The following is a 24,784-nucleotide window of genomic DNA, read 5'->3' on the forward strand; positions in this document are numbered from 1 at the left end:
GAGCTTTTACCGTGCTGAGATTTCTTGCGTTTCTGATGTTTATCGTCGTGTTGCTGCCCATCGGGCTGACGCGTTCGGTGTTTCACTCTTCCCGTTTCGGCCGGCGCTTTCACCAGGCGCCGACAGCCTGGGATCACGCTGTGAGTAAACGGTAACGCCCATTGCCTGAGGAACTGCGCCCATGTCAAAAGTGATCTACAAGAACCTCAACAGCTCACCGATCCTGGCGGTCGGCGGGAGTGGGGTTTGGCTTGAGGATGCAACGGGCAAACGCTACCTCGACACCTGCGGCGGTGTCGCAGTGTCGAGCCTGGGCCATGGGCACCCGCGGATCGCCGCGGCATTCGAGCGCGAAGCGAAGAAACTGGCCTGGGCCCATGCGGGCAGCTTCACCACCGCTGCCGCCGAGGAGCTCGCTGAGCGCCTGGTGGCAGCCAGTGGCGGCCTGGCGCGTGCGCAGTTCTTGTCCGGCGGCTCGGAGGTGATGGAGCTGGCGATGAAAATCGCTTACCAGTACCAGTGCGAGCGCGGCTTGCCCGACAAATCAGTGTTCATTTCCCGCCAGCAGAGCTATCACGGCAGCACACTGGGCACCTTGAGCATCTCCGGCAACCCGCAGCGCCAGTCGGTATTCGGTCGACTATTTGCACCCGCCGAGTTCGTCTCCCCCTGCTACGCCTACCGTGATCAACGGCCCGACGAAAGCCAGGAGCAGTACGCCACACGCCTGGCCGATGAACTGGACGCCAAGATTCGTAGCCTGGGCAGTGAAAACGTCGCGGCGTTCTTTGCCGAGACCGTAGTGGGCTCCACCAACGGCGCGGTGCCTGCGGTGCCCGGTTATTTTCGCAAGATCAAGGCGGTGTGCGAGCGCCACGATGTGCTGCTGATCCTTGATGAGGTGATGGCCGGCATGGGGCGTACCGGGCAGCTGTTCGCCTATACCGACGACGGCATCGTGCCGGACATGGTCGCGGTCGGCAAAGGCCTGGCGGCGGGTTACATGCCGATCTCGGCGCTGTTGATCAGTGACCGGGTGCATTCGGTGATGGCCCGTGGCTCGGGTGTACTGGGCAACGGCCAAACCCATGTCAACCACCCGCTGGCCTGCGCCATTGCCCTGGAGGTACAGCAAGTCATCGTCGAAGAAGACCTGCTGACGCAAGTGCGCCAACGGGGTGAGCAACTGCGCGTCTGGCTCAGGGAAAGCCTGGCTGACCTGGATATCGTTGGCGATGTGCGCGGGCGCGGATTGTTCGTGGGCGTCGAGTTTGTCGAGAGCCGTTCCACCAAGGCGCCATTCAGAGGCGGCGGCGCCTATGCCGCGGCCCTCAAGCAAGAGGCGCTGCAACGCGGCCTGCTGATTTATCCCGGCAGCGGCACAGTGCAAGGCACACAAGGCAATCATGTGCTGTTCGCACCGCCGTTTATCACCAGCGAAGGGGAACTGGGGCAAATGGTCGAGCGCTTCAATGCAGTGGTCAGGGCTGTCGCCTACTAGCGATCGAGCGGGCTTACCGGGGGACGGTCGTTGTCACCCACATTAGCTGGAAAGGGAGAAATGAAGATGCAGACGATCGAACCATGCAAGGACAAAGTCCTGCTGTCGGTGTGCACTATGGACTGGTGTGATCACGGCGTGGAATTCGCCAAGACCGTGTTCTCCAACCTCGAGGTGTTTTGCTGGGACCCGGGCGATCCCTACCCTTATCACCTGGATGATTGGGAAGGCGACTGGATCATCTCCTACCGTGGCGACTTCATCTTCCCGCAGAGCATCTACAAGAATGCCCGCAAAGGCGCGATCAACCTGCACCCGGCGCCCCCCAAATATAGGGGCCTGGGCAGCCAGCATTACGCGATCTACTACAACGATGAAACCTACGGTTCGACCTGCCATCACCTGGCCCCTTCGGTGGACAGCGGGCAGATCATCGATGTGGCGCGCTTCAACGTCGCGCCCGCCGAGACGGCTTCCTCGCTGCGCCTGCACGTGGGCGCCTATTGTCTGCAGCAGTTCATTCACCTGCTCACCGACTACATCCTGCAGGGGCGGCCATTGCCGGTCTCGCCGGAAAATTGGGGCGAGCGCCTGTACAAGCAATCGGAACTCAAGCCCTGGATGGAGAAGATTCGCGCCCAAGAGCCGGATCATCGTTGCTTCAAGTAGCTTTTTTGACCATCACTTCAAGCCGCGGTGGCTTGGGGTGCTCACTGCGCGCTGGCGCCACGGGTATGAGTGCACCTATGTTTGAGTTTTCAAGTTTTGCAGCGGCACTGGGGGTCTACGTGATCGGCACCGCCAGCCCGGGCCCAGGCAACCTGGCCATCGCCAACACCTCCTTGAACTACGGGCGCACACCGGGCCTGGCGCTGGCGGCGGGGGTTATTTCCGGGTCGTTGTGCTGGGGCGCGATGACCGCTGCCGGCGTGTCGGCGCTGTTAATGTCCAACACCCAGATCATCCTGTGGCTGAAGGTGTTCGGCGCCTGCTACCTGTTCTTCCTGGCCTGGAAGTCGGTGCGCAGTGCGCTGGCGCATAACGCCACGACGGTGGCCAAAGCGCGAGCAAAACAGACGCGCAACCTGGGCTTCTATCTACAAGGGTTGGGCATTCACCTGACCAACCCCAAGGCGGCCTTGACCTGGTTCACCGTGACCACAGTGGGGCTGAGCGTCAACGCACCGGCATGGGCGAGTTTTGTGCTGGTGGCGGCCTGTGCGTTGTTGGGTTTCCTGATTTTCTGCACCTACGCCCTGGCGTTTTCCGCCCATTCGGCAGAACCTTTTTTTGCCCGGACCCGCAAGTCCTTCGGGCTGATTTGCGCAGCGTTCTACTCGATGGTTGCCATCGGCTTTCTCAGTTCGTTGCTCTGACTCCAACTTTAAGTGGCCTCCGTACACCTGTAACCGCGAAACCCGAGTGGCAGGTGACGTGCTAAGGCCCGTTCCAGGAAAAAACCATGTCCTTGTCGTTTGATTTGATGCTGGCGTTTGCTTTATTTGCGTTTGTCACGTCCGTCACCCCGGGCCCCAATAACGCCATGCTGCTGGCCTCAGGGGTTAATTTCGGCTTCCAGCGCACCATCCCGCATATCCTGGGCATCAGCTCCGGATTCCTGGTGCTGGTATTGGCGGTGGGGCTTGGGCTGGGCGCGGCGTTTACCGCCTATCCGGTGCTCTACACCATCCTGCGTTACGCGGGCGCGGCTTACTTGCTGTACCTGGCGTGGAACATCGCCCGTTCGGGCCCGGCATCCGAAGACACTGAAGGTAAAGGCAAGCCTCTAGGGTTCTGGGGCGCGGCGGCGTTTCAATGGGTCAATCCCAAGGCGTGGGTGATGGCAATCGGTGCAATCAGCACCTACACACCGTTGCAGGGCTACACCATGAACGTGGTAATCATCGCTACGGTGTTCGCCCTGATCAATGCGCCGAGCGTGGGGGTTTGGGCAGGATTCGGCAGTGTGTTGCGCAACGTGCTGCGCAACCCGCGCTGGTTACGCGTGTTCAACTTCGGCATGGCGGCGTTGCTGGTGATATCGCTGTATCCGTTGCTGCAGCAGACGAGCTGAGTTCCGGCTCTGTATTTTTTGCACCACCAAGATCTGCGCTCATAAAAAAAGCGAAGCCAAATCAATGGCTTCGCTTTTTTGGATTACGTTCTGAAAAGCTGAGTATCAGAACGGAATATCGTCATCAAAGCTGTCGAAATCCTGAGCCGGTTGCGGCGCAGCCTGTTGTGGCGCTGGACGCGACTCACGCTGTGGCTGCTGGGTTGGCTGTGGACGCGACTGCTGTGGACGCGGTGCCGAGTTGGACATGCCGCCCTGGCCCTGTTGGTCGCCCTGTGGACGGCCGCCCAGCAATTGCATGGTGCCTTGCATGTCGACCACGATTTCGGTGGTGTAACGCTTGATGCCGTCTTTTTCCCACTCGCGGGTTTGCAGTTTGCCTTCGATGTAGACCTGCGAACCTTTGCGCAGGTATTCACCGGCAATCTCAGCGACCTTGCCGAACATCGACACGCGGTGCCATTCGGTTTTCTCGACCTTCTGGCCGGTCTGCTTGTCGGTCCACTGTTCGCTGGTCGCCAGACTCAGGTTGGTCACGGCATTACCGTTAGGCAAGTAGCGAACTTCGGGATCCTGGCCGCAAGTACCGACCAATATGACTTTGTTAACCCCACGGGCCATAACGTTCTCCTAGGCTGGGCGCGCTGTCGGCACTGGGTTGACCAGTTGCTCGAGCGTCGCGCGATCCAATAATTCGGTGTCCAATTTGATGTAAATGGCCGCCTCTTCAGCGACCACGACTGCATCCGTTACCCCTACGACGGCCTTCAGGCGCTCTACCAGACCAGCCTCGCGGATCGCCTCGGGCGATAGCGGCAAACGCAGACTTGTGACGTAGGGAGGTTCGCGCATGGTAACAGCAAAGACCAGCCAAAGTGCAGCCAGCCCGGCGCATCCGAGGAAGACAACCGACAAACCGCCATGCTGGAACATCCAGCCACCCATGATGCCGCCCAACGCCGAGCCAAGGAACTGGCTGGTGGAGTACACCCCCATCGCCGTGCCCTTGCCGCCAGCCGGTGAAACTTTACTGATCAGCGACGGCAGCGAAGCTTCCAGCAGGTTGAACGCGGTGAAAAACACCACCGTACCGATGACCAGTGCCCGCAGGCTATCGCCGAACTGCCAGAAGAATAGTTCAGTGAGCATCAATGTCGCGACGGCGCCGAGTAAAACTCGTTTCATTTTGCGTTTCTTCTCGCCATAGATGATGAACGGGATCATGGCGAAGAACGAAATCAGCAGCGCGGTGAGATAGACCCACCAATGCTGCTCCTTGGGCAGGCCGGCTTTTTCCACCAGGGCCAGGGGCAAGGCGACGAAGCTGCACATCAGCATTGCGTGTAATACGAAGATACCTAAATCCAGGCGCAGCAGGTCCGGGTGCTTGAGCGTCGGCAGCAGCGCCTGACGTGCGACGCCCGATTCTCGGTGCTGCAGCGTGCCGGTAGAGCGCGGCACCATAAAAGCTACGATCACAATCCCGACCAGGGCCAGGCCGCCAGTGGCCAGAAACAACCCGTGCAGACCAAAAGCGCTCGTCAGCAACGGGCCGACCACCATGGCCACGGCGAACGACAGACCGATGGTCATGCCGATCATGGCCATGGCCTTGGTGCGGTGCTGTTCTCGGGTCAGGTCCGACAGTAAGGCCATGACCGCGGCGGAAATCGCCCCGGCGCCTTGCAGGATGCGTCCGGCAATCACGCCCCAGATTGAATCGGACTGGGCCGCAAGCACACTGCCAAGGGCGAACACGATCAAGCCAAGATAAATCACCGGGCGACGGCCAATGCGGTCGGAAATAATCCCGAACGGGATCTGAAAAATCGCCTGGGTCAGGCCATAGGCGCCAATCGCCAGGCCGATCAACGCGGGGGTAGCGCCTGCGAGATCCATTCCATAGGTCGCCAGCACCGGCAACACCATAAACATGCCCAGCATACGGAAGGCGAACACCAGGGCCAGACCGCTTGCCGCTCGGGTCTCGCCGCTACTCATGCGTTCGCTGTGGGGATCGTGCATGGAAAAACCTCGTGTGAACCGGCGGCGATTCTACCAGTCCCATCGATTGAGAGGGTATATGCGGCGCTTTGCCGCGCAGCTTTCATCTAAGGCTGCAAGCGGCCTTTTGACAGTGTATATTCATCCAGTCTTTAGCCGTATACTCCGGCATTATTTACGCCCGCCGTGCGAGGCCATCTTGGACAAGATCCTGATTCGTGGGGCTAGAACCCACAACCTGAAGAACATCGACCTGACCCTGCCCCGGGACAAACTGATCGTCATCACCGGCTTGTCCGGCTCCGGCAAGTCGTCCCTGGCGTTCGACACGCTGTATGCCGAAGGTCAGCGTCGCTATGTGGAATCCCTGTCGGCCTATGCCCGGCAATTCCTGTCGATGATGGAAAAGCCCGACGTCGACACCATCGAAGGCTTGTCGCCGGCCATTTCCATCGAGCAGAAGTCGACCTCCCACAACCCGCGTTCCACCGTGGGCACCATTACCGAAATCTACGACTACCTGCGCCTGCTGTATGCGCGCGTGGGTATTCCGCGCTGCCCGGACCACGATATTCCCCTGGAAGCCCAGACCGTCAGCCAGATGGTCGACCTGGTACTGGCCCAGCCGGAAGGCGCCAAGCTGATGCTGCTGGCGCCCGTCATCCGCGAGCGCAAGGGCGAACACCTTTCGGTCTTCGAAGAACTGCGTGCCCAGGGTTTTGTACGTGCGCGCATCAACGGCAAGCTCTATGAGCTGGATGAAGCGCCCAAGCTCGACAAGCAGAAAAAGCATTCCATTGATGTGGTGGTCGACCGCTTCAAGGTACGCGCCGACCTGCAGCAGCGTTTGGCGGAATCGTTCGAGACCGCGCTGAAGCTGGCCGACGGCATTGCCCTGGTTGCGCCGATGGATGACGAGCCGGGCGAAGAGATCATCTTCTCCGCGCGCTTCGCCTGCCCAATCTGTGGGCACGCCATCAGCGAACTGGAACCCAAGCTGTTTTCCTTCAACAACCCAGCCGGCGCCTGCCCGACGTGCGATGGCCTGGGCGTGAAGCAGTTCTTCGATATCAAGCGCCTGGTCAATGGCGACCTGACCCTGGCCGAGGGGGCGATACGCGGCTGGGACAGGCGTAACGTCTACTATTTCCAGATGCTCGGGTCATTGGCCTCGCACTACAAGTTCAGCCTGGAAGTGCCGTTCAACCAGCTGCCGGCAGACCAGCAGAAGGTCATTCTTCATGGCAGCGGCTCGCAGAATGTCGACTTCAAGTACCTGAACGACCGTGGCGACATCGTCAAGCGCTCCCACCCGTTCGAAGGCATCGTGCCGAACCTGGAACGTCGCTACCGCGAGACCGAATCGGCAAGTGTGCGTGAAGAACTGGCAAAGTTCCTCAGCACACAGCCTTGCCCGGATTGTCGTGGCACACGCCTGCGCCGTGAAGCGCGGCATGTGTGGGTGGGCGAAAAAACGTTGCCGGCAGTGACTAACCTGCCAATCGGCGATGCGTGTGAATATTTTGGTGTCCTCAAGCTCACCGGGCGTCGTGGGGAAATTGCCGACAAGATCCTCAAGGAAATTCGCGAGCGCCTGCAGTTCCTGGTCAACGTTGGCCTGGACTATCTGTCACTGGACCGCAGCGCCGATACCTTGTCGGGCGGTGAAGCACAGCGGATCCGGCTGGCCAGCCAGATCGGTGCGGGCCTTGTTGGCGTGCTGTATATCCTCGACGAACCGTCGATTGGCTTGCACCAACGGGATAACGATCGCCTGCTCGGCACGTTGAAACACCTGCGGGACATCGGCAATACCGTGATTGTGGTCGAGCACGATGAAGATGCCATCCGCCTGGCGGACTACGTGGTCGATATCGGCCCGGGTGCAGGTGTGCATGGCGGACATATCGTTGCCGAGGGCACGCCTGCCGAAGTGATGGCGCATCCTGATTCGTTGACCGGCAAGTACCTGTCTGGCCGGGTGAAGATCGAAGTGCCCGCCAAGCGTACGCCGCGTAACAAAAAGATGGCACTGCATCTCAAGGGCGCGCGCGGCAACAACCTGCGCAATGTCGACCTGGAGATTCCGCTGGGCCTGCTGACCTGTGTGACCGGTGTTTCCGGTTCGGGCAAGTCGACGCTGATCAACAACACGCTGTTCCCACTCAGTGCCACCGCGCTGAACGGCGCGACCACCCTGGAAGCGGCGGCGCACGACAGCATCAAGGGCCTGGAGCACCTGGACAAGGTGGTCGATATCGACCAAAGCCCGATTGGGCGTACCCCACGCTCCAACCCGGCCACCTACACTGGGCTGTTTACGCCGATCCGCGAGCTGTTCGCGGGTGTACCCGAGTCCCGCTCGCGCGGCTATGGACCTGGGCGGTTCTCGTTCAACGTCAAAGGCGGGCGCTGTGAGGCCTGCCAGGGCGATGGCTTGATCAAGGTGGAGATGCATTTTCTGCCGGACATCTACGTGCCGTGCGACGTGTGCAAAAGCAAGCGCTACAACCGCGAAACCCTTGAGATCAAGTACAAGGGCAAGAGCATCCATGAAACCCTGGAGATGACCATCGAGGAAGCTCGCGAGTTCTTCGACGCGGTGCCGGCGTTGGCGCGCAAGCTGCAAACGCTGATGGATGTGGGCTTGTCGTACATCAAGCTGGGGCAATCGGCGACTACGCTGTCAGGTGGCGAGGCACAACGGGTCAAGCTGTCTCGCGAGCTGTCCAAGCGCGATACCGGCAAAACCTTGTACATCCTCGATGAACCGACCACCGGTCTGCACTTCGCGGATATCCAGCAATTGCTGGACGTGCTGCACCGCCTGCGAGACCACGGCAATACCGTGGTGGTAATCGAGCACAACCTTGATGTGATCAAGACCGCTGACTGGCTGGTGGACCTTGGGCCGGAAGGTGGTTCCAAGGGTGGCCAGATCATCGCAGTGGGTACGCCGGAGCAAGTTTGCGAAATGCCACAGTCGCACACCGGTTACTACTTGAAACCGTTGCTGGCGCGCGACCGGGCCTGACTTTTTCTAGCCCAATAAAAAGCCCCTGTCACTTTGCGGTGACGGGGGCTTTTTTACAGCTGGGAATCAGAACTGCGATTGCAGGTAATTCTCCAGGCCAATCAACTTGATCAGGCCCAACTGTTTTTCCAACCAATAGGTGTGATCTTCTTCGGTGTCGGCCAACTGCACGCGCAGAATTTCCCGGGTGACGTAGTCGTTGTGCAGCTCGCAAAGTTCGATGCCCTTGCAGAGCGCAGCACGAACTTTGTACTCGAGGCGAAGGTCGGCAGCGAGCATGTCCGGTACCGTGGTCCCCACATCGAGATCATCAGGACGCATACGCGGCGTGCCTTCGAGCATCAGGATACGGCGCATCAGTGCGTCGGCGTGCTGTGCCTCTTCTTCCATCTCATGGTTGATACGCTCGTAGAGCTCGGTAAAGCCCCAGTCTTCGTACATGCGCGAATGGATGAAATATTGGTCACGAGCTGCCAGTTCGCCCGTCAGCAACGTGTTGAGGTAATCGATTACGTCGGGGTGACCTTGCATCGCCCTACATCTCCCTGCTTGAAAGACTGTAGTTTGAACCATGATGACTTGAAGGTCACGGGATCAACGGCAGAAAAGTGAAGATTTCCGTAGAAAAGTAGCTGAAATAACGCAAAAACCGCCCAAATGAGGGCGGTTCTGCTTATCGTTTAGAGTCAGTTAAGCGATACACCCAGTGCCTTTGCGATTGCTTCTCCATAAGCCGGGTCGGCCTTGTAGAAGTGCTGCAATTGACGCTGGACCACATCGCTGGAAACGCTAGCCATCGCACCGGCAATGTTATTGGTCAGCAGGGCTTTCTGCTCATCATTCATCAAGCGGAACAGCGCGCCCGCATGGCTGTAGTAGTCCGTATCTTCGCGGTGATCGTAACGATCAGCAGCGCCGCTCAGGGCCAGTGCCGGCTCTGCGTACTGCGGGGCTTGCTTGGGCGCATCGGCATAGCTGTTTGGCTCGTAGTTGGGAGCCGCACCGCCATTACTGCCGAAGGCCATAGAACCGTCACGCTGGTAACTGTTAACCGGGTTGCGCGGCGCGTTTACGGGCAGTTGCTGGTGGTTAGTGCCGACACGGTAGCGGTGGGCATCTGCGTAGGCAAACACTCGACCTTGCAACATACGATCGGGTGACAGGCCAACGCCTGGAACCATGTTGCTCGGACCAAATGCAGCCTGCTCCACTTCTGCGAAGTAGTTCTGCGGATTACGGTTGAGCTCAAGCTCGCCCACTTCGATCAGCGGGAACTCTTTTTGCGACCAGGTCTTGGTCACGTCAAACGGGTTCTCATAATGAGCGTTTGCTTGAGCCTCAGTCATGATCTGGATGCAGACGCGCCATTTCGGAAAATCACCGCGCTCGATAGCACCAAACAGATCACGCTGGGCATAGTCAGGGTCGGTACCCGCCAGGCGTGCAGCCTCGGCCGGGGCCAGGTTCTTGATGCCTTGCTTGGTCTTGTAGTGCCACTTCACCCAGTGGCGTTCGCCCTTGGCGTTGATCAGACTGTACGTGTGACTGCCGAAGCCGTGCATGTGGCGATAGCCGTCTGGAATGCCACGGTCCGAAAACAGAATGGTGACCTGATGCAGCGCCTCTGGAGAGTGCGACCAGAAGTCCCACATCATCTGCGCGCTTTTCAGGTTGCTCTGCGGCAGGCGTTTCTGGGTGTGGATAAAGTCCGGGAATTTCAGCGGATCCCGGATGAAGAACACAGGGGTGTTGTTGCCCACGATGTCCCAGTTGCCCTCTTCGGTATAGAACTTCAGGGCAAAACCACGTGGATCACGCTCAGTGTCAGCAGACCCGCGCTCACCACCCACAGTGGAGAATCGCAGGAATGTAGGCGTTTGCTTGCCAACAGATTCGAACAGCTTGGCACTGGTGTACTGGGTGATGTCTTGGGTAACGGTGAACGTACCGTAGGCACCCGATCCTTTGGCATGCACGCGCCGCTCAGGAATGTTTTCACGGTTGAAGTGAGCGAGCTTCTCGATCAGATGGAAATCGTCGAGCAACAACGGGCCACGAGGGCCTGCGGAACGGGAGTTCTGGTTATCCGCAACAGGAGCCCCGCTGGCGGTGGTAAGGACTTTATTCTGGCTCATGCGCAATCTTCCTCAGGTCGGACTTTGAACTGCCGGCTAAGCGGCTTGGAGGGAGTATTGATCATCAACACTACGCCTACAAATTCATTAAATCGTATGCGTCGATAGAAAATAACTAACAAGACTCCGCTCGCTATAGTGCAGCGCACTGTCTATGGAAGCTTGTATAAGTTGCGCTTTTGTTACGCGCACAAAAAACCGGGCGCGAGGCCCGGTTTTTTGTTGCAGCTTGTCGTCTTACTCGGCGCTTACAGCTTCGCCGGCAGTAGCACGATCAACCAACTCGACGTACGCCATAGGCGCGTTGTCGCCAGCGCGGAAACCGCACTTGAGGATGCGCAGGTAGCCACCCTCACGGGTAGCGTAACGCTTGCCCAGGTCGTTGAAGAGCTTACCAACGATAGCTTTCGAACGAGTACGGTCGAAAGCCAGACGGCGGTTAGCCAGGCTGTCTGTCTTGGCCAAAGTGATCAGCGGCTCAGCAACGCGACGCAGTTCTTTAGCTTTCGGCAGTGTAGTTTTGATCAGCTCGTGCTCGAACAGCGACACCGCCATGTTTTGGAACATGGCCTTGCGGTGCGAGCTGGTACGGCTCAGGTGACGACCACTTTTACGATGACGCATGGTTCATTCCTTACCAAACTCACGTTCGGTGATTACGACGATCAGGCAGTCGCCTTGTCGTCCTTCTTAAGACTTGCAGGCGGCCAGTTGTCGAGGCGCATGCCGAGGGACAGACCGCGGGAGGCCAGAACGTCCTTGATTTCAGTCAAGGATTTCTTGCCCAGGTTCGGAGTCTTCAACAGTTCTACTTCGGTACGCTGAATCAGGTCGCCGATGTAGTAAATGTTTTCCGCCTTAAGGCAGTTAGCCGAACGTACAGTCAGTTCCAGATCGTCAACCGGGCGAAGCAGGATCGGATCGATCTCGTCTTCCTGCTCGATTACCACTGGTTCGCTGTCACCTTTGAGGTCGACGAACGCAGCCAACTGCTGTTGCAGAATGGTTGCAGCACGGCGGATAGCCTCTTCAGGATCCAAGGTACCGTTGGTTTCCAGATCAATAACCAGCTTGTCCAGGTTAGTACGCTGCTCGACACGGGCGTTTTCCACCACGTATGCGATACGGCGAACCGGGCTGAACGAAGAGTCAAGCTGCAAGCGACCAATGCTGCGGCTTTCGTCTTCATCGCTCTGACGCGAGTCGGCCGGTTCATAACCACGACCACGAGCTACAGTGAGCTTCATGTTCAGGGCGCCGTTAGACGCCAGGTTAGCGATTACGTGATCGGGGTTAACGATCTCGACATCATGATCCAGCTGAATATCGGCAGCGGTAACCACCCCCGAACCCTTCTTCGACAAGGTCAGCGTAACTTCGTCACGGCCGTGCAGCTTGATAGCCAGACCTTTAAGGTTCAACAGGATTTCAATTACGTCTTCCTGTACACCTTCGATGGCGCTGTACTCGTGGAGCACACCGTCAATCTCGGCCTCGACTACTGCACAGCCGGGCATTGAGGACAACAGGATGCGGCGCAGCGCGTTGCCCAGGGTGTGGCCAAAACCACGCTCGAGAGGCTCGAGAGTAATTTTGGCGCGGGTTGGACTGACAACCTGCACATCAATGTGGCGGGGTGTCAGGAACTCATTTACCGAAATCTGCATGGATGCACCTATTTTCTAGCCCTTACTTGGAGTAGAGCTCGACAATCAGGCTTTCGTTGATGTCGGCGGACAGATCACTGCGAGCAGGAACGTTCTTGAAAACGCCCGACTTCTTCTCAGTGTCTACTTCTACCCATTCTACGCGGCCACGTTGGGCACACAGATCGAGAGCTTGGACAATGCGAAGTTGGTTTTTAGCTTTCTCGCGAACTGCGACCACGTCACCGGCACGAACCTGGTAAGACGGAACGTTTACGGTCTGACCGTTAACGCTGATCGACTTGTGCGATACCAGCTGACGGGATTCGGCACGAGTCGAACCAAAGCCCATACGGTATACAACGTTGTCCAGACGGCATTCGAGCAGTTGCAGCAGGTTTTCACCGGTTGCACCTTTCTTGCCAGCAGCTTCTTTGTAGTAGCCGCTGAACTGACGCTCGAGAACGCCGTAAATACGACGGACCTTCTGCTTTTCACGCAGTTGGGTGCCGTAATCGGACTGGCGACCGCGGCGTTGGCCGTGGATACCAGGTGCTGCTTCAATGTTGCACTTCGATTCGATCGCGCGCACGCCGCTCTTCAGGAAGAGATCGGTGCCTTCGCGACGAGCGAGTTTGCATTTTGGACCAATGTAACGAGCCATTCTTTACAATCTCCTGGATTACACGCGGCGCTTCTTCGGCGGACGGCACCCGTTGTGCGGGATTGGCGTCACGTCGGTGATGCTGGCGATCTTATAGCCACAGCCGTTCAAAGCACGGACAGCAGACTCACGACCTGGACCTGGACCTTTGACGTTAACGTCGAGGTTTTTCAGGCCGTATTCCAGCGCAGCTTGACCAGCACGTTCAGCAGCTACTTGAGCAGCAAACGGAGTGGACTTGCGGGAACCGCGGAAACCCGAACCACCGGAGGTAGCCCAAGAAAGCGCGTTACCTTGACGGTCGGTGATGGTCACGATTGTGTTGTTAAAAGATGCATGGATGTGGGCGATGCCATCAACCACTGTCTTTTTAACTTTTTTACGAGGACGAGCAGCAGGTTTTGCCATGATAATTTTCCTGTCGATTCGCTGGGGCGATTACTTGCGGATCGGCTTACGCGGACCTTTACGGGTACGCGCGTTAGTCTTGGTACGCTGACCGCGTACTGGAAGACCACGACGATGACGCAGACCGCGATAGCAACCGAGGTCCATCAAACGCTTGATTTTCATGTTGATTTCGCGACGCAGGTCACCTTCAGTGGTGAACTTCGCCACTTCGCCACGCAGCTGTTCAATCTGCTCGTCGCTCAGATCCTTGATCTTAGCGGCTGGGTTTACCCCAGCAACTGCGCAAATTTTCTGCGCAGTAGTGCGACCAACACCATAGATGTAGGTCAGCGAGATAACAGTGTGCTTGTTATCTGGAATGTTAACGCCTGCAATACGGGCCATTCAGTGGGACTCCAATTGACAGCTACCTACGCCCCGGAAGCCAAGAAATAGGGCGCGAGATAATATCGCTGTAATAACAAATAATCAACCCGGCAGCGCACTAGCTGCCGGGCTTCAAGCGGATCACACTCAGCCTTGGCGCTGTTTGTGACGCGGTTCCGCGCTGCAAATTACTCGAACAACACCTTCGCGGCGAATAATCTTGCAGTTACGGCACAGCTTTTTCACCGATGCACGAACTTTCATCACCAACTCCTCGAACCTTATGGGGTACTCAGCGCAACATGCCGCTGCCGTAGCCCTTCAGGTTGGCTTTCTTCATCAGGGATTCGTACTGGTGCGAAACGAGGTGCGATTGTACTTGGGACATGAAGTCCATCACAACCACGACCACGATCAGCAACGAGGTCCCGCCAAGGTAGAACGGAACGTTTGCTGCAACCACCAGGAACTGGGGCAACAGACACACGGCCGTCATATATAGAGCACCGAACAGGGTCAAACGAGTCAGAACGCCATCAATGTAGCGTGCCGACTGCTCACCTGGACGGATACCCGGAATAAAGGCACCGGACTTCTTCAGGTTTTCCGCTACGTCTTTCGGATTGAACATCAACGCCGTATAGAAGAAGCAGAAGAAAATAATCCCTGCACTAAACAGCAGAATATTCAACGGCTGACCAGGAGCGATCGACTGAGAGAGGTCCTGCAGCCAGCCCATATTTTCAGACTGACCAAACCAGGTACCCAACGAAGCCGGAAACAGCAAGATGCTGCTCGCGAAAATTGCCGGAATAACACCGGCCATATTCACTTTCAGCGGCAAGTGGCTGGTCTGCGCAGCAAAAACCTTACGGCCCTGCTGACGCTTGGCGTAGTGAACAGCAATACGACGCTGGCCACGCTCAATGAACACCACAAAACCGATAATCGCTACTGCCAGCAAACCGATAGCAACCAGGGCGAAGATATTGATATCACCCTGACGCGCAGACTCGAAAGACTGCCCGATTGCTCTCGGAAGACCGGCGACGATACCTGCGAAAATCAACATCGAGATACCGTTACCAACACCACGCTCAGTAATCTGCTCACCCAGCCACATCATGAACATCGCACCAGCCACAAACGTGGATACCGCGACGAAATGGAAGCCAAAGTCACCAGTGAACGCAACGCCCTGCCCTGCCAGGCCAACGGACATGCCGATAGCTTGAACCAGGGCGAGGACTACAGTGCCGTAGCGGGTGTACTGGCTAATCTTGCGACGGCCAGCTTCACCTTCCTTCTTCAACTGCTCCAGCTGCGGGCTGACGGCTGTCATCAGTTGCATGATGATCGACGCCGAAATGTACGGCATGATCCCCAGTGCAAAGATGCTCATCCGCTCCAGCGCACCGCCGGAAAACATGTTGAACAAGCTAAGAATGGTCCCCTCATTCTGTCGAAACAGGTCTGCGAGTCGGTCCGGGTTGATACCTGGAACCGGGATGTGTGCGCCTATTCGGTAGACGATAATCGCCAGGAACAGAAAACGCAGACGAGCCCAAAGTTCAGACATACCGCCTTTGCCGAGCGCTGAGAGAGCACCTTGCTTAGCCATTTATTCCTCGAACTTGCCGCCAGCTGCTTCGATAGCCGAACGCGCACCTTTGGTGGCGCCGATTCCCTTGCCGATAGTGACAGCGCGAGTCACTTCACCGGACAGCATGATTTTCACACGCTGTACGTTGACGTTGATCACGTTGGCATCTTTCAGGGTCTGCACAGTAACGATGTCGCCTTCCACTTTAGCCAGCTCGGACAGACGCACTTCTGCGCGGTCCATGGCTTTCAGGGATACGAAACCGAACTTAGGCAGGCGACGATGCAGCGGCTGTTGACCGCCTTCAAAGCCTGGAGCGATGGTGCCACCGGAGCGGGAGGTTTGACCTTTGTGGCCACGGCCACCAGTCTTACCCAAACCGCTACCGATACCACGGCCCGGACGATGCTTTTCGCGACGGGAACCCGGCGCTGGACTCAGATCATTGAGTTTCATCGATTAACCCTCTACACGCAGCATGTAGTAAGCCTTGTTGATCATCCCGCGATTCTCGGGAGTATCCTGGACTTCTACAGTGTGACCGATGCGACGCAGACCCAAACCTTTAACACACAGTTTGTGGTTAGGGATGCGGCCGGTCATGCTTTTGATCAGCGTTACTTTAACGGTAGCCATGATCAGAAGATCTCCTTGACAGTCAGACCACGCTTGGCAGCGATGGACTCAGGAGATTGCATAGCTTTCAGACCCTTGAAAGTGGCGTGAACCACGTTTACCGGGTTAGTCGAGCCGTAGCACTTGGCCAGAACGTTCTGAACGCCAGCAACTTCGAGGACAGCACGCATAGCGCCGCCAGCGATGATACCGGTACCTTCAGAAGCAGGCTGCATGTACACCTTCGAAGCGCCGTGAGCGGACTTCATTGCGTACTGCAGAGTGGTGCCGTTCAGATCAACTTGGATCATGTTGCGACGAGCAGCTTCCATTGCCTTCTGGATCGCGGCAGGCACTTCACGTGACTTGCCACGGCCGAAGCCAACACGCCCTTTACCATCACCCACCACGGTCAACGCGGTGAAAGTGAAGATACGGCCGCCTTTAACGGTTTTGGCTACGCGGTTAACTTGAACCAGCTTCTCAATGTAGCCTTCGTCGCGCTTTTGGTCGTTATTTGACATAACTTAGAACTCCAGCCCAGCTTCACGAGCAGCATCAGCCAGCGCTTTCACGCGACCGTGGTACTTGAAGCCAGAGCGGTCGAAAGCCACTTGCGAGACGCCAGCGGCCTTAGCACGCGTAGCGACCAGCTGGCCAACCTTTGTGGCCGCGTCGATGTTGCCAGTGGCACCATCACGCAGTTCTTTATCCAAAGTCGAGGCGCTTGCCAGGACTTTGTTGCCGTCGGCCGAGATGACCTGGGCGTAGATGTGCTGCGACGAGCGGAACACGCAGAGACGCACGACTTCGAGTTCGTGCATTTTCAGGCGTGCTTTGCGAGCGCGACGCAGTCGAGTAACTTTTTTGTCGGTCATTTGCTATGCCCTACTTCTTCTTGGCTTCTTTACGACGGACGACTTCGTCCGCGTAGCGCACACCTTTGCCTTTGTACGGCTCTGGTGGACGGAAGTCGCGGATCTCAGCGGCCACTTGACCTACCAGCTGCTTGTCGATGCCCTTGATCAGGATATCGGTCTGGCTAGGAGTCTCAGCAGTGATGCCCGCTGGCAGTTCGTAATCCACTGGGTGCGAGAAGCCAAGGGCAAGGTTCAAAACCGTGCCTTTTGCTTGCGCTTTGTAACCAACACCGACCAGCTGGAGCTTGCGCTCGAAGCCTTGGCTTACGCCTTGGACCATGTTGTTTACCAACGCACGCGTGGTACCGGCCATTGCGCGAGTTTGTTGATCGCCATTGCGAGCAGCGAAACGCAGCTCACCAGCTTCTTCAACGATCTCAACGGACGAATGGATGTTCAGTTCAAGAGTACCCTTGGCACCCTTCACCGAAAGCTGTTGGCCTGCGAATTTGACTTCGACACCGGCTGGCAGCTTAACGGGGTTCTTAGCGACGCGAGACATGCTTATCCCCCCTTAGAACACAGTGCAAAGAACTTCGCCGCCGACACCGGCAGCGCGCGCAGCACGATCCGTCATCACACCTTTGTTGGTGGAGACGATAGACACGCCCAGACCGCCACGAACTTTCGGCAGATCTTCAGCGGACTTGTACTGACGCAGGCCTGGACGGCTAACGCGCTTCACTTCCTCGATGACCGAACGGCCTTCGAAGTACTTCAGCTCGATGGACAGCAGTGGTTTGATTTCGCTGCTGATCTGATAACCCGCAATGTAGCCTTCGTCTTTCAGGACTTTGGCAACAGCTACCTTCAACTTGGAAGATGGCATGCTTACGACGGACTTTTCAGCCATCTGGGCATTACGGATACGAGTTAGCATGTCCGCTAACGGGTCCTGCATACTCATGGGCTAGACGCTCCTAATACAAAAAAATTAGCCTTGCGGCTACATATGTCGCCGAGAATCTCCGAGCACAAAAAACACGGGCTCAGGCGAGCCGCGTATTTTAGACACACTCCAGAAATGAAACAAGCCCCAAAAGGGGCTTGATCCAGATTCAAGGTCACCGGCGGTCAGTATCTTACGATTCCGACCACCTGGACGTTGAAAGTACTTACCAGCTGGCTTTAACCAGACCTGGTACGTCACCACGCATTGCCGCTTCACGCAGTTTGTTACGGCCGAGGCCGAACTTGCGGTAAACGCCGTGTGGACGACCGGTCAGGCGGCAGCGGTTACGCATGCGCGAAGCGCTTGCGTCACGTGGCTGCTTCTGCAGAGCAACTGTAGCTTCCCAACGCGCTTCTGGACTTGCGTTCAGATCAACGATGATTGCTTTCAGTGCTGCACGCTTCTTGGCGTACTTGGCAACCGTGAGCTGACGCTTCAGCTCGCGGTTTTTCATGCTCATCTTGGCCATGGTCCTACTCCAATCAGTTGCGGAACGGGAATTTGAAAGCACGCAACAGGGCGCGACCTTCATCATCGTTCTTGGCAGTGGTGGTCAGGGTGATGTCCAGACCGCGGAGAGCATCGATCTTGTCGTAGTCGATTTCCGGGAAGATGATCTGCTCTTTCACGCCCATGCTGTAGTTACCACGACCATCGAAGGACTTGGCATTCAGGCCGCGGAAGTCGCGGACCCGAGGCAGGGAGATCGACAGCAGACGATCCAGGAATTCGTACATACGCTCACGGCGCAGAGTCACTTTGACGCCGATCGGCCAACCTTCACGGACTTTAAAGCCAGCGATGGATTTCCGAGCGTAAGTCACAACGACTTTTTGACCGGTGATCTTTTCCAGGTCGGCAACAGCGTGCTCGATGACTTTTTTGTCGCCGATCGCTTCGCCCAGACCCATGTTCAGGGTGATTTTGGTGACGCGCGGAACTTCCATCACGTTCCCGAGCTTAAGTTCTTCCTTAAGCTTAGGGGCGATTTCCTTCCGGTAAATCTCTTGTAGTCGTGCCATGGTCTAATCTACCTAGCAGTGTTCAAGCATCAACCGCTTTTTGGGTCGACTTGAAGACACGAATTTTCTTACCGTCTTCTACTTTGAAACCAACGCGGTCAGCCTTGTTGGTTTCGCCATTGAAGATGGCGACGTTAGAAGCGTCCAGCGGAGCTTCTTTCTCGACGATACCGCCCTGCACGCCCGACATCGGGTTAGGCTTGGTATGACGCTTGACCAGGTTCAGACCACCGATAACCAGACGGTTATTAGCGAGAACCTTAAGCACCTTACCGCGCTTACCTTTGTCTTTGCCGGCGATCACGATGATCTCGTCGTCACGACGAATCTTTTGCATGTCGGATCTCCTTACAGCACTTCTGGGGCGAGCGAGACGATCTTCATGAACTTCTCAGTACGAAGTTCACGGGTCACTGGCCCAAAGATACGGGTGCCGATCGGCTCTTGCTTGTTGTTCAGAAGAACAGCAGCGTTGCCATCAAAGCGGATAATGGAGCCATCAGCACGACGTACGCCGTGACGAGTGCGGACTACAACAGCAGTCATCACTTGGCCTTTTTTCACCTTACCGCGAGGAATTGCTTCCTTCACGGTAACCTTGATGATGTCACCGATACCAGCGTAACGACGATGGGAGCCACCCAGCACCTTGATGCACATAACACGGCGAGCGCCGCTGTTATCGGCCACATCGAGCATGGATTGAGTCTGAATCATATAATTTCTCCGACCCCTAGTCCTTAGACTTCCACAGCGCGTTCGAGAACATCAACCAGCGCCCAAGACTTGGTCTTGGCCAGCGGACGAGTTTCACGAATAGTGACTTTGTCGCCGATGTGGCACTGATTGGTTTCGTCGTGCGCGTGCAGCTTAGTCGAACGCTTAACATATTTACCGTAGATCGGGTGCTTAACGCGACGCTCGATCAAAACGGTGATGGTTTTGTCCATCTTGTCGCTGACAACACGGCCAGTCAGCGTACGGACAGTCTTTTCGGCTTCAGCCATGATCACTTACCTGCCTGCTGGTTGAGCACAGTCTTCACGCGAGCGATGTCACGCTTAACTTGCGAGAGCAGATGAGACTGCCCCAACTGGCCAGTTGCTTTCTGCATACGCAGATTGAACTGGTCGCGCAGCAGGCCGAGCAGTTGCTCGTTCAGCTGCTGTGCGGATTTTTCACGAAGTTCATTCGCTTTCATCACATCACCGTCCGTTTAACAAAGGAGGTGGCGAGCGGCAGCTTTGCAGCAGCCAGGGCGAAAGCCTCACGCGCCAGCTCTTCAGAAACACCCTCGATTTCATACAGGACTTTGCCTGGCTGAATCTGGGCAACCCAGTATTCCACGTTACCCTTACCTTTACCCATCCGAACCTCGAGAGGTTTTTTGGAGATCGGCTTGTCCGGGAATACACGGATCCAGATCTTGCCGCCACGTTTTACGTGACGGGTCAGAGCACGACGCGCTGACTCGATCTGACGAGCGGTGAGACGACCACGAGCTACAGACTTCAGCGCGAACTCGCCGAAGCTGACTTTGCTACCGCGCTGAGCCAGACCACGGTTGTGGCCTGTCATCTGCTTGCGGAACTTCGTACGCTTAGGTTGCAACATTTGGCGTACCCCTTACTTAGCAGCTTTTTTACGAGGCGCTGGTGCTTGTGGTTTCAGTTCTTCTTGGCGACCACCAATTACTTCGCCTTTGAAGATCCAAACCTTTACACCGATCACACCGTAAGTGGTGTGAGCTTCGTAGTTGGCATAGTCGATGTCGGCACGCAGGGTGTGCAGTGGCACACGACCTTCGCGATACCATTCAGTACGTGCGATTTCAGCACCGCCGAGACGACCGCTCACTTGGATTTTGATGCCTTTGGCACCAATGCGCATGGCGTTCTGTACGGCGCGCTTCATAGCGCGACGGAACATTACGCGACGCTCCAGCTGCTGAGCTACGCTCTGCGCAACCAGCATACCGTCGAGCTCCGGCTTGCGGATCTCTTCGATATTGATGTGCACAGGCACACCCATTTGCTTGGTCAGGTCCTGACGCAGTTTCTCAACATCTTCACCTTTCTTCCCGATAACGATACCTGGACGAGCGGTGTGGATGGTGATACGTGCAGTTTGGGCCGGACGATGGATATCGATACGGCTTACGGACGCGCTTTTTAGTTTGTCTTGGAGATACTCACGCACCTTCAGATCAGCGAACAAATAGTCCGCATAAGTCCGACCGTCTGCGTACCAGACGGAGGTGTGCTCCTTGACGATTCCCAGGCGAATGCCAATGGGATGTACTTTCTGACCCATCTCTTCGACTCCGTTACTTGTCAGCAACCTTGACAGTGATATGGCAAGACCGCTTGACGATGCGATCAGCACGGCCTTTGGCACGTGGCATGATGCGCTTCAGCGAACGCCCTTCGTTGACGAAAACGGTGCTGACCTTCAGGTCATCAACGTCTGCGCCTTCGTTATGCTCGGCGTTGGCTACGGCCGACTCCAGCACTTTCTTCATGATCTCGGCGGCTTTCTTACTGCTGAAAGCCAACAGGTTGAGCGCTTCGCCCACCTTCTTCCCGCGGATCTGGTCGGCGACCAAGCGGGCTTTCTGGGCGGAGATTCGAGCGCCCGACAACTTAGCGGCTACTTCCATTTCCTAACCCCTTAACGCTTGGCTTTCTTGTCTGCCACGTGCCCACGATAAGTGCGGGTACCGGCAAACTCGCCCAGTTTGTGGCCGACCATGTCTTCGTTAACGAGAACTGGGACGTGTTGACGACCGTTGTGTACTGCGATGGTCAGACCGACCATTTGTGGCAGGATCATCGAACGACGCGACCAGGTCTTAACTGGTTTGCGATCGTTCTTTTCCGCCGCCACTTCGATCTTCTTCAGTAGGTGAAGATCAATAAAAGGACCTTTTTTCAGAGAACGTGGCACTGTCGTATCCCTCTATTTACTTGCGACGACGGACGATCATTTTGTCGGTACGCTTATTACCACGAGTCTTCGCGCCCTTAGTCGGGAAGCCCCATGGCGATACCGGATGACGACCACCAGAGGTACGACCTTCACCACCACCGTGTGGGTGGTCAACCGGGTTCATGGCAACACCACGAACGGTTGGGCGAACGCCACGCCAGCGTTTGGCACCAGCTTTACCCAACGAACGCAGGCTGTGCTCGGAGTTCGAGACTTCGCCCAGGGTCGCACGGCATTCAGCCAGTACTTTACGCATCTCACCAGAACGCAGACGCAGGGTCACGTAGACACCTTCACGAGCGATCAGCTGAGCCGAAGCACCAGCGGAACGAGCGATTTGCGCGCCTTTACCTGGCTTCAATTCGATGCCGTGTACGGTGCTACCAACTGGAATGTTACGCAGTTGCAGAGCGTTGCCCGGCTTGATCGGCGCCAGAGCACCTGCGATCAGCTGGTCACCAGCACTCACGCCTTTAGGGGCGATGATGTAGCGACGCTCGCCATCTGCGTACAGCAGCAGAGCGATGTGAGCAGTACGGTTTGGATCGTATTCAATACGCTCGACAGTGGCAGCGATGCCATCTTTGTCGTTGCGACGGAAATCGACCAGACGATAATGCTGCTTATGGCCACCACCGATGTGACGAGTGGTAATGCGACCATTGTTGTTACGACCACCAGACTTCGATTTTTTCTCGAGCAGCGGTGCGTGAGGAGCGCCTTTATGCAGCTCCTGGTTGACCACCTTGACCACAAAACGGCGGCCAGGGGAAGTCGGTTTGCATTTAACGATTGCCATGATGCACCCCTTCCTTACTCAGCACTGCTGCTGAAATCGAGATCTTGGCCTGGCTGAAGGGAGATAACTGCCTTCTTCCAGTCATTACGCTTGCCCAGACCGCGAGCAGTGCGCTTGCTCTTACCCAGAACATTCAGGGTAGTAACACGCTCTACTTTCACGCTGAACAGGCTTTCGACGGCCTTCTTGATTTCCAGCTTGGTTGCGTCAGTTGCAACCTTGAAAACGAACTGGCCTTTCTTGTCAGCCAGAACCGTAGCCTTTTCGGAAACGTGCGGGCCAAGCAGAACTTTAAATACGCGTTCCTGGTTCATCCCAGCAGCTCCTCGAATTTCTTCACGGCCGACACGGTGATCAACACCTTGTCGTATGCGATCAGACTAACTGGATCGGAACCTTGCACGTCACGTACATCAACGTGTGGCAGGTTGCGAGCAGCCAGGTACAGGTTCTGATCAACAGCTTCGGACACGATCAAAACGTCGGTCAGGCTCATGTTGTTCAGTTTGCCCAGCAGATCTTTGGTTTTTGGACTTTCGACAGCGAAGTCCTGAACCACGACCAGACGATCAGTACGCACGAGTTCAGCAAGGATGGAGCGCAGAGCTGCGCGGTACATCTTCTTGTTGAGCTTCTGAGAGTGATCCTGTGGACGAGCTGCGAAAGTGGTACCGCCGCCACGCCAGATTGGGCTACGGATAGTACCGGCACGAGCACGGCCAGTGCCTTTCTGACGCCAAGGGCGCTTACCGCCACCACGTACGTCGGAACGGGTCTTTTGCTGCTTGCTACCTTGACGGCCGCCGGCCATGTAGGCCACGACTGCTTGGTGAACGAGCGTCTCGTTGAATTCGCCGCCAAATGTCAGTTCGGAAACTTCGATCGCTTGAGCGTCATTTACATTTAATTGCATGTCAGCTTCCCCTTAACCGCGAGCCTTGGCCGCTGGACGTACAACCAGGTTGCCGCCAGTAGCGCCAGGAACAGCACCCTTGACCAACAACAGATTGCGTTCAGCGTCGACGCGCACTACTTCGAGGGACTGCACGGTCACGCGCTCAGCGCCCATATGACCGGACATTTTTTTGCCCTTGAATACACGACCAGGAGTCTGGCACTGGCCAATAGAGCCCGGGACGCGGTGGGAAACGGAGTTACCGTGAGTGTTGTCTTGACCACGGAAATTCCAACGCTTGATCGTACCCTGGAAGCCTTTACCTTTGGACTGACCGGTTACATCAACCAGTTGACCAGCGGCGAAGATTTCAGCGTTGATCAGATCGCCAGCCTGGTAGTCGCCGTCTTCAAGACGGAACTCCATAACAGTACGACCAGCTGCAACGTTTGCTTTAGCGAAGTGACCTGCTTGAGCAGCAGTCACGCGCGAAGCACGACGCTCGCCGACAGTGACTTGCACTGCACGATAGCCATCGGTTTCTTCAGTTTTGAACTGGGTGACGCGATTCGGTTCGATCTCAATGACCGTGACCGGAATGGAGACACCTTCTTCGGTGAAAATACGGGTCATACCGCATTTACGACCGACTACACCAATAGTCATGTTGTAAACCTCATGAGTGTACGGGGCTTTCACCCGCTATGGCCGCCCATTTCAGAGCGTTACACGACTAAGACCCAAGTCTTAGCCGAGGCTGATCTGTACTTCCACACCGGCCGCCAGATCGAGCTTCATAAGTGCATCAACGGTTTTATCCGTTGGCTGGACGATGTCCAGTACGCGCTTATGAGTACGGATCTCGTACTGGTCACGCGCGTCTTTGTTGACGTGCGGGGAGACCAGAACGGTGAACCGCTCTTTACGGGTAGGCAGTGGAATTGGACCACGCACTTGAGCACCAGTACGTTTCGCGGTTTCCACGATTTCCTGGGTGGATTGGTCGATCAGGCGATGGTCAAAAGCCTTCAACCTGATACGGATTTGCTGATTTTGCATTGGATTTCAGACTCCGGCTGCTATTCCCACCGGGCGCAATACGCCCGTTAAAAGGAGGCGCAATTCTATAGACGCCCTAGATAGGTGTCAACCCAA

At 56.5% G+C, this 24,784-nt stretch carries 38 protein-coding genes; 6 read left to right on the forward strand and 32 right to left on the reverse strand.

Going from position 1 to position 24,784, the window contains the following annotated elements; translation table 11 throughout:
- Positions 1 to 11: 11 nt before the first annotated feature.
- From E3O56_RS04335 to E3O56_RS04355, 5 genes are all read left to right on the forward strand, one after another.
- Positions 12 to 155 (forward strand): hypothetical protein, encoded by a 144-nt coding sequence (locus E3O56_RS04335; RefSeq protein ID WP_005791897.1) that lies wholly within the window; start codon positions 12 to 14, stop codon positions 153 to 155.
- A 26-nt stretch (positions 156 to 181) separates the two neighbouring features.
- On the forward strand, positions 182 to 1,501 hold the full coding sequence (locus E3O56_RS04340; RefSeq protein WP_005791898.1) for an aspartate aminotransferase family protein: 1,320 nt from the start codon (positions 182 to 184) through the stop codon (positions 1,499 to 1,501).
- Between the two features lie 60 nt (positions 1,502 to 1,561).
- Positions 1,562 to 2,170, forward strand: coding sequence for a formyltransferase family protein (locus E3O56_RS04345; protein WP_177464533.1), 609 nt, complete (start codon positions 1,562 to 1,564; stop codon positions 2,168 to 2,170).
- Between the two features lie 77 nt (positions 2,171 to 2,247).
- Entirely contained in the window at positions 2,248 to 2,877 is a 630-nt protein-coding gene (locus E3O56_RS04350; protein ID WP_005791901.1) for a LysE family translocator, read from the forward strand.
- An 86-nt stretch (positions 2,878 to 2,963) separates the two neighbouring features.
- Positions 2,964 to 3,575: a LysE family translocator gene (locus E3O56_RS04355; protein WP_032879215.1), complete on the forward strand. Its 612-nt coding sequence runs from the start codon at positions 2,964 to 2,966 to the stop codon at positions 3,573 to 3,575.
- Between the two features lie 105 nt (positions 3,576 to 3,680).
- On the opposite strand, the gene E3O56_RS04360 is transcribed toward E3O56_RS04355, so the two are convergent.
- Both E3O56_RS04360 and E3O56_RS04365 read right to left on the reverse strand, forming a co-directional pair.
- Complete coding sequence (locus tag E3O56_RS04360; protein ID WP_005791904.1) at positions 3,681 to 4,196, reverse strand: single-stranded DNA-binding protein; 516 nt, start codon at positions 4,194 to 4,196, stop codon at positions 3,681 to 3,683.
- Positions 4,197 to 4,205: 9 nt separating this feature from the next.
- On the reverse strand, positions 4,206 to 5,600 hold the full coding sequence (locus tag E3O56_RS04365; RefSeq protein ID WP_005791905.1) for an MFS transporter: 1,395 nt from the start codon (positions 5,598 to 5,600) through the stop codon (positions 4,206 to 4,208).
- Positions 5,601 to 5,778: 178 nt separating this feature from the next.
- Here E3O56_RS04365 and uvrA point away from each other — a divergent pair, with 178 nt between their 5' ends.
- A complete protein-coding gene (uvrA, locus tag E3O56_RS04370) occupies positions 5,779 to 8,613 on the forward strand; it encodes an excinuclease ABC subunit UvrA (RefSeq protein WP_032879214.1) in 2,835 nt (944 codons plus the stop codon).
- A gap of 66 nt (positions 8,614 to 8,679) precedes the next feature.
- On the opposite strand, the gene bfr is transcribed toward uvrA, so the two are convergent.
- The 30 genes from bfr to rpsJ form a co-directional block, all read right to left on the reverse strand.
- Positions 8,680 to 9,144, reverse strand: coding sequence for a bacterioferritin (gene bfr, locus E3O56_RS04375; RefSeq protein WP_032879213.1), 465 nt, complete (start codon positions 9,142 to 9,144; stop codon positions 8,680 to 8,682).
- A gap of 155 nt (positions 9,145 to 9,299) precedes the next feature.
- Positions 9,300 to 10,748, reverse strand: a complete 1,449-nt coding sequence (locus E3O56_RS04380) for a catalase (RefSeq protein ID WP_078822462.1) — start codon at positions 10,746 to 10,748, stop codon at positions 9,300 to 9,302.
- A gap of 237 nt (positions 10,749 to 10,985) precedes the next feature.
- A complete protein-coding gene (gene rplQ, locus E3O56_RS04385; protein WP_003176402.1) occupies positions 10,986 to 11,372 on the reverse strand; it encodes a 50S ribosomal protein L17 in 387 nt (128 codons plus the stop codon).
- 41 nt (positions 11,373 to 11,413) lie between these two features.
- Complete coding sequence (gene rpoA / locus E3O56_RS04390) at positions 11,414 to 12,415, reverse strand: DNA-directed RNA polymerase subunit alpha (RefSeq protein WP_003176403.1); 1,002 nt, start codon at positions 12,413 to 12,415, stop codon at positions 11,414 to 11,416.
- 22 nt (positions 12,416 to 12,437) lie between these two features.
- Positions 12,438 to 13,058: a 30S ribosomal protein S4 gene (rpsD, locus tag E3O56_RS04395; protein ID WP_003176404.1), complete on the reverse strand. Its 621-nt coding sequence runs from the start codon at positions 13,056 to 13,058 to the stop codon at positions 12,438 to 12,440.
- Positions 13,059 to 13,076: 18 nt separating this feature from the next.
- Positions 13,077 to 13,466, reverse strand: coding sequence for a 30S ribosomal protein S11 (gene rpsK, locus E3O56_RS04400; protein ID WP_002555466.1), 390 nt, complete (start codon positions 13,464 to 13,466; stop codon positions 13,077 to 13,079).
- 30 nt (positions 13,467 to 13,496) lie between these two features.
- Positions 13,497 to 13,853 (reverse strand): 30S ribosomal protein S13, encoded by a 357-nt coding sequence (rpsM, locus tag E3O56_RS04405; RefSeq protein WP_003194635.1) that lies wholly within the window; start codon positions 13,851 to 13,853, stop codon positions 13,497 to 13,499.
- Between the two features lie 129 nt (positions 13,854 to 13,982).
- Positions 13,983 to 14,099, reverse strand: coding sequence for a 50S ribosomal protein L36 (gene rpmJ, locus E3O56_RS04410; RefSeq protein ID WP_002555468.1), 117 nt, complete (start codon positions 14,097 to 14,099; stop codon positions 13,983 to 13,985).
- A 28-nt stretch (positions 14,100 to 14,127) separates the two neighbouring features.
- Positions 14,128 to 15,456, reverse strand: coding sequence for a preprotein translocase subunit SecY (gene secY / locus E3O56_RS04415; RefSeq protein ID WP_003194637.1), 1,329 nt, complete (start codon positions 15,454 to 15,456; stop codon positions 14,128 to 14,130).
- A complete protein-coding gene (rplO, locus tag E3O56_RS04420) occupies positions 15,457 to 15,894 on the reverse strand; it encodes a 50S ribosomal protein L15 (protein ID WP_003176407.1) in 438 nt (145 codons plus the stop codon).
- Positions 15,895 to 15,897: 3 nt separating this feature from the next.
- Positions 15,898 to 16,074: a 50S ribosomal protein L30 gene (rpmD, locus tag E3O56_RS04425; protein WP_003176408.1), complete on the reverse strand. Its 177-nt coding sequence runs from the start codon at positions 16,072 to 16,074 to the stop codon at positions 15,898 to 15,900.
- A 2-nt stretch (positions 16,075 to 16,076) separates the two neighbouring features.
- On the reverse strand, positions 16,077 to 16,577 hold the full coding sequence (gene rpsE / locus E3O56_RS04430; protein WP_003176409.1) for a 30S ribosomal protein S5: 501 nt from the start codon (positions 16,575 to 16,577) through the stop codon (positions 16,077 to 16,079).
- Between the two features lie 3 nt (positions 16,578 to 16,580).
- Positions 16,581 to 16,931: a 50S ribosomal protein L18 gene (gene rplR, locus E3O56_RS04435; RefSeq protein ID WP_003186037.1), complete on the reverse strand. Its 351-nt coding sequence runs from the start codon at positions 16,929 to 16,931 to the stop codon at positions 16,581 to 16,583.
- A 10-nt stretch (positions 16,932 to 16,941) separates the two neighbouring features.
- Positions 16,942 to 17,475, reverse strand: coding sequence for a 50S ribosomal protein L6 (gene rplF / locus E3O56_RS04440; RefSeq protein ID WP_003194640.1), 534 nt, complete (start codon positions 17,473 to 17,475; stop codon positions 16,942 to 16,944).
- 12 nt (positions 17,476 to 17,487) lie between these two features.
- Positions 17,488 to 17,880, reverse strand: a complete 393-nt coding sequence (rpsH, locus tag E3O56_RS04445) for a 30S ribosomal protein S8 (RefSeq protein WP_003176413.1) — start codon at positions 17,878 to 17,880, stop codon at positions 17,488 to 17,490.
- Between the two features lie 208 nt (positions 17,881 to 18,088).
- A complete protein-coding gene (rpsN, locus tag E3O56_RS04450) occupies positions 18,089 to 18,394 on the reverse strand; it encodes a 30S ribosomal protein S14 (RefSeq protein WP_003176414.1) in 306 nt (101 codons plus the stop codon).
- A gap of 13 nt (positions 18,395 to 18,407) precedes the next feature.
- Positions 18,408 to 18,947 (reverse strand): 50S ribosomal protein L5, encoded by a 540-nt coding sequence (gene rplE, locus E3O56_RS04455; protein ID WP_003194642.1) that lies wholly within the window; start codon positions 18,945 to 18,947, stop codon positions 18,408 to 18,410.
- Positions 18,948 to 18,969: 22 nt separating this feature from the next.
- Positions 18,970 to 19,284 carry a 50S ribosomal protein L24 gene (gene rplX, locus E3O56_RS04460; RefSeq protein ID WP_003176416.1) on the reverse strand — a complete coding sequence of 105 codons (315 nt, stop codon included), beginning with the start codon at positions 19,282 to 19,284 and terminating at the stop codon, positions 18,970 to 18,972.
- A gap of 11 nt (positions 19,285 to 19,295) precedes the next feature.
- Complete coding sequence (gene rplN, locus E3O56_RS04465; RefSeq protein ID WP_002555479.1) at positions 19,296 to 19,664, reverse strand: 50S ribosomal protein L14; 369 nt, start codon at positions 19,662 to 19,664, stop codon at positions 19,296 to 19,298.
- Between the two features lie 23 nt (positions 19,665 to 19,687).
- The gene (rpsQ, locus tag E3O56_RS04470; RefSeq protein WP_003176419.1) at positions 19,688 to 19,954 is read right to left on the reverse strand and encodes a 30S ribosomal protein S17; all 267 of its coding nucleotides are present in this window, start codon (positions 19,952 to 19,954) and stop codon (positions 19,688 to 19,690) included.
- 2 nt (positions 19,955 to 19,956) lie between these two features.
- Positions 19,957 to 20,148, reverse strand: a complete 192-nt coding sequence (rpmC, locus tag E3O56_RS04475) for a 50S ribosomal protein L29 (RefSeq protein ID WP_002555481.1) — start codon at positions 20,146 to 20,148, stop codon at positions 19,957 to 19,959.
- Positions 20,148 to 20,561, reverse strand: coding sequence for a 50S ribosomal protein L16 (rplP, locus tag E3O56_RS04480; protein ID WP_003176421.1), 414 nt, complete (start codon positions 20,559 to 20,561; stop codon positions 20,148 to 20,150). Before rplP ends, rpmC begins: the two co-directional genes overlap by 1 nt.
- 12 nt (positions 20,562 to 20,573) lie before the next feature.
- Positions 20,574 to 21,260: a 30S ribosomal protein S3 gene (gene rpsC / locus E3O56_RS04485; RefSeq protein WP_003176422.1), complete on the reverse strand. Its 687-nt coding sequence runs from the start codon at positions 21,258 to 21,260 to the stop codon at positions 20,574 to 20,576.
- 13 nt (positions 21,261 to 21,273) lie between these two features.
- Complete coding sequence (rplV, locus tag E3O56_RS04490) at positions 21,274 to 21,606, reverse strand: 50S ribosomal protein L22 (RefSeq protein WP_003103908.1); 333 nt, start codon at positions 21,604 to 21,606, stop codon at positions 21,274 to 21,276.
- Positions 21,607 to 21,617: 11 nt separating this feature from the next.
- A complete protein-coding gene (gene rpsS / locus E3O56_RS04495) occupies positions 21,618 to 21,893 on the reverse strand; it encodes a 30S ribosomal protein S19 (RefSeq protein ID WP_002555486.1) in 276 nt (91 codons plus the stop codon).
- Between the two features lie 16 nt (positions 21,894 to 21,909).
- Positions 21,910 to 22,734, reverse strand: coding sequence for a 50S ribosomal protein L2 (gene rplB, locus E3O56_RS04500; RefSeq protein WP_003186055.1), 825 nt, complete (start codon positions 22,732 to 22,734; stop codon positions 21,910 to 21,912).
- A gap of 14 nt (positions 22,735 to 22,748) precedes the next feature.
- Complete coding sequence (gene rplW, locus E3O56_RS04505; protein ID WP_002555488.1) at positions 22,749 to 23,048, reverse strand: 50S ribosomal protein L23; 300 nt, start codon at positions 23,046 to 23,048, stop codon at positions 22,749 to 22,751.
- Positions 23,045 to 23,647 (reverse strand): 50S ribosomal protein L4, encoded by a 603-nt coding sequence (rplD, locus tag E3O56_RS04510; RefSeq protein ID WP_003176424.1) that lies wholly within the window; start codon positions 23,645 to 23,647, stop codon positions 23,045 to 23,047. The genes rplW and rplD overlap by 4 nt, the downstream gene beginning before the upstream one ends.
- Positions 23,648 to 23,659: 12 nt before the next feature.
- Positions 23,660 to 24,295 carry a 50S ribosomal protein L3 gene (gene rplC / locus E3O56_RS04515; RefSeq protein ID WP_003194649.1) on the reverse strand — a complete coding sequence of 212 codons (636 nt, stop codon included), beginning with the start codon at positions 24,293 to 24,295 and terminating at the stop codon, positions 23,660 to 23,662.
- An 81-nt stretch (positions 24,296 to 24,376) separates the two neighbouring features.
- Positions 24,377 to 24,688: a 30S ribosomal protein S10 gene (rpsJ, locus tag E3O56_RS04520; protein ID WP_003186070.1), complete on the reverse strand. Its 312-nt coding sequence runs from the start codon at positions 24,686 to 24,688 to the stop codon at positions 24,377 to 24,379.
- Positions 24,689 to 24,784 lie beyond the last annotated feature (96 nt).

This window comes from Pseudomonas sp. W2Aug9 (genome assembly GCF_023127755.1).
GTDB classification, from domain to species: Bacteria; Pseudomonadota; Gammaproteobacteria; order Pseudomonadales; family Pseudomonadaceae; genus Aquipseudomonas; species Aquipseudomonas synxantha_A.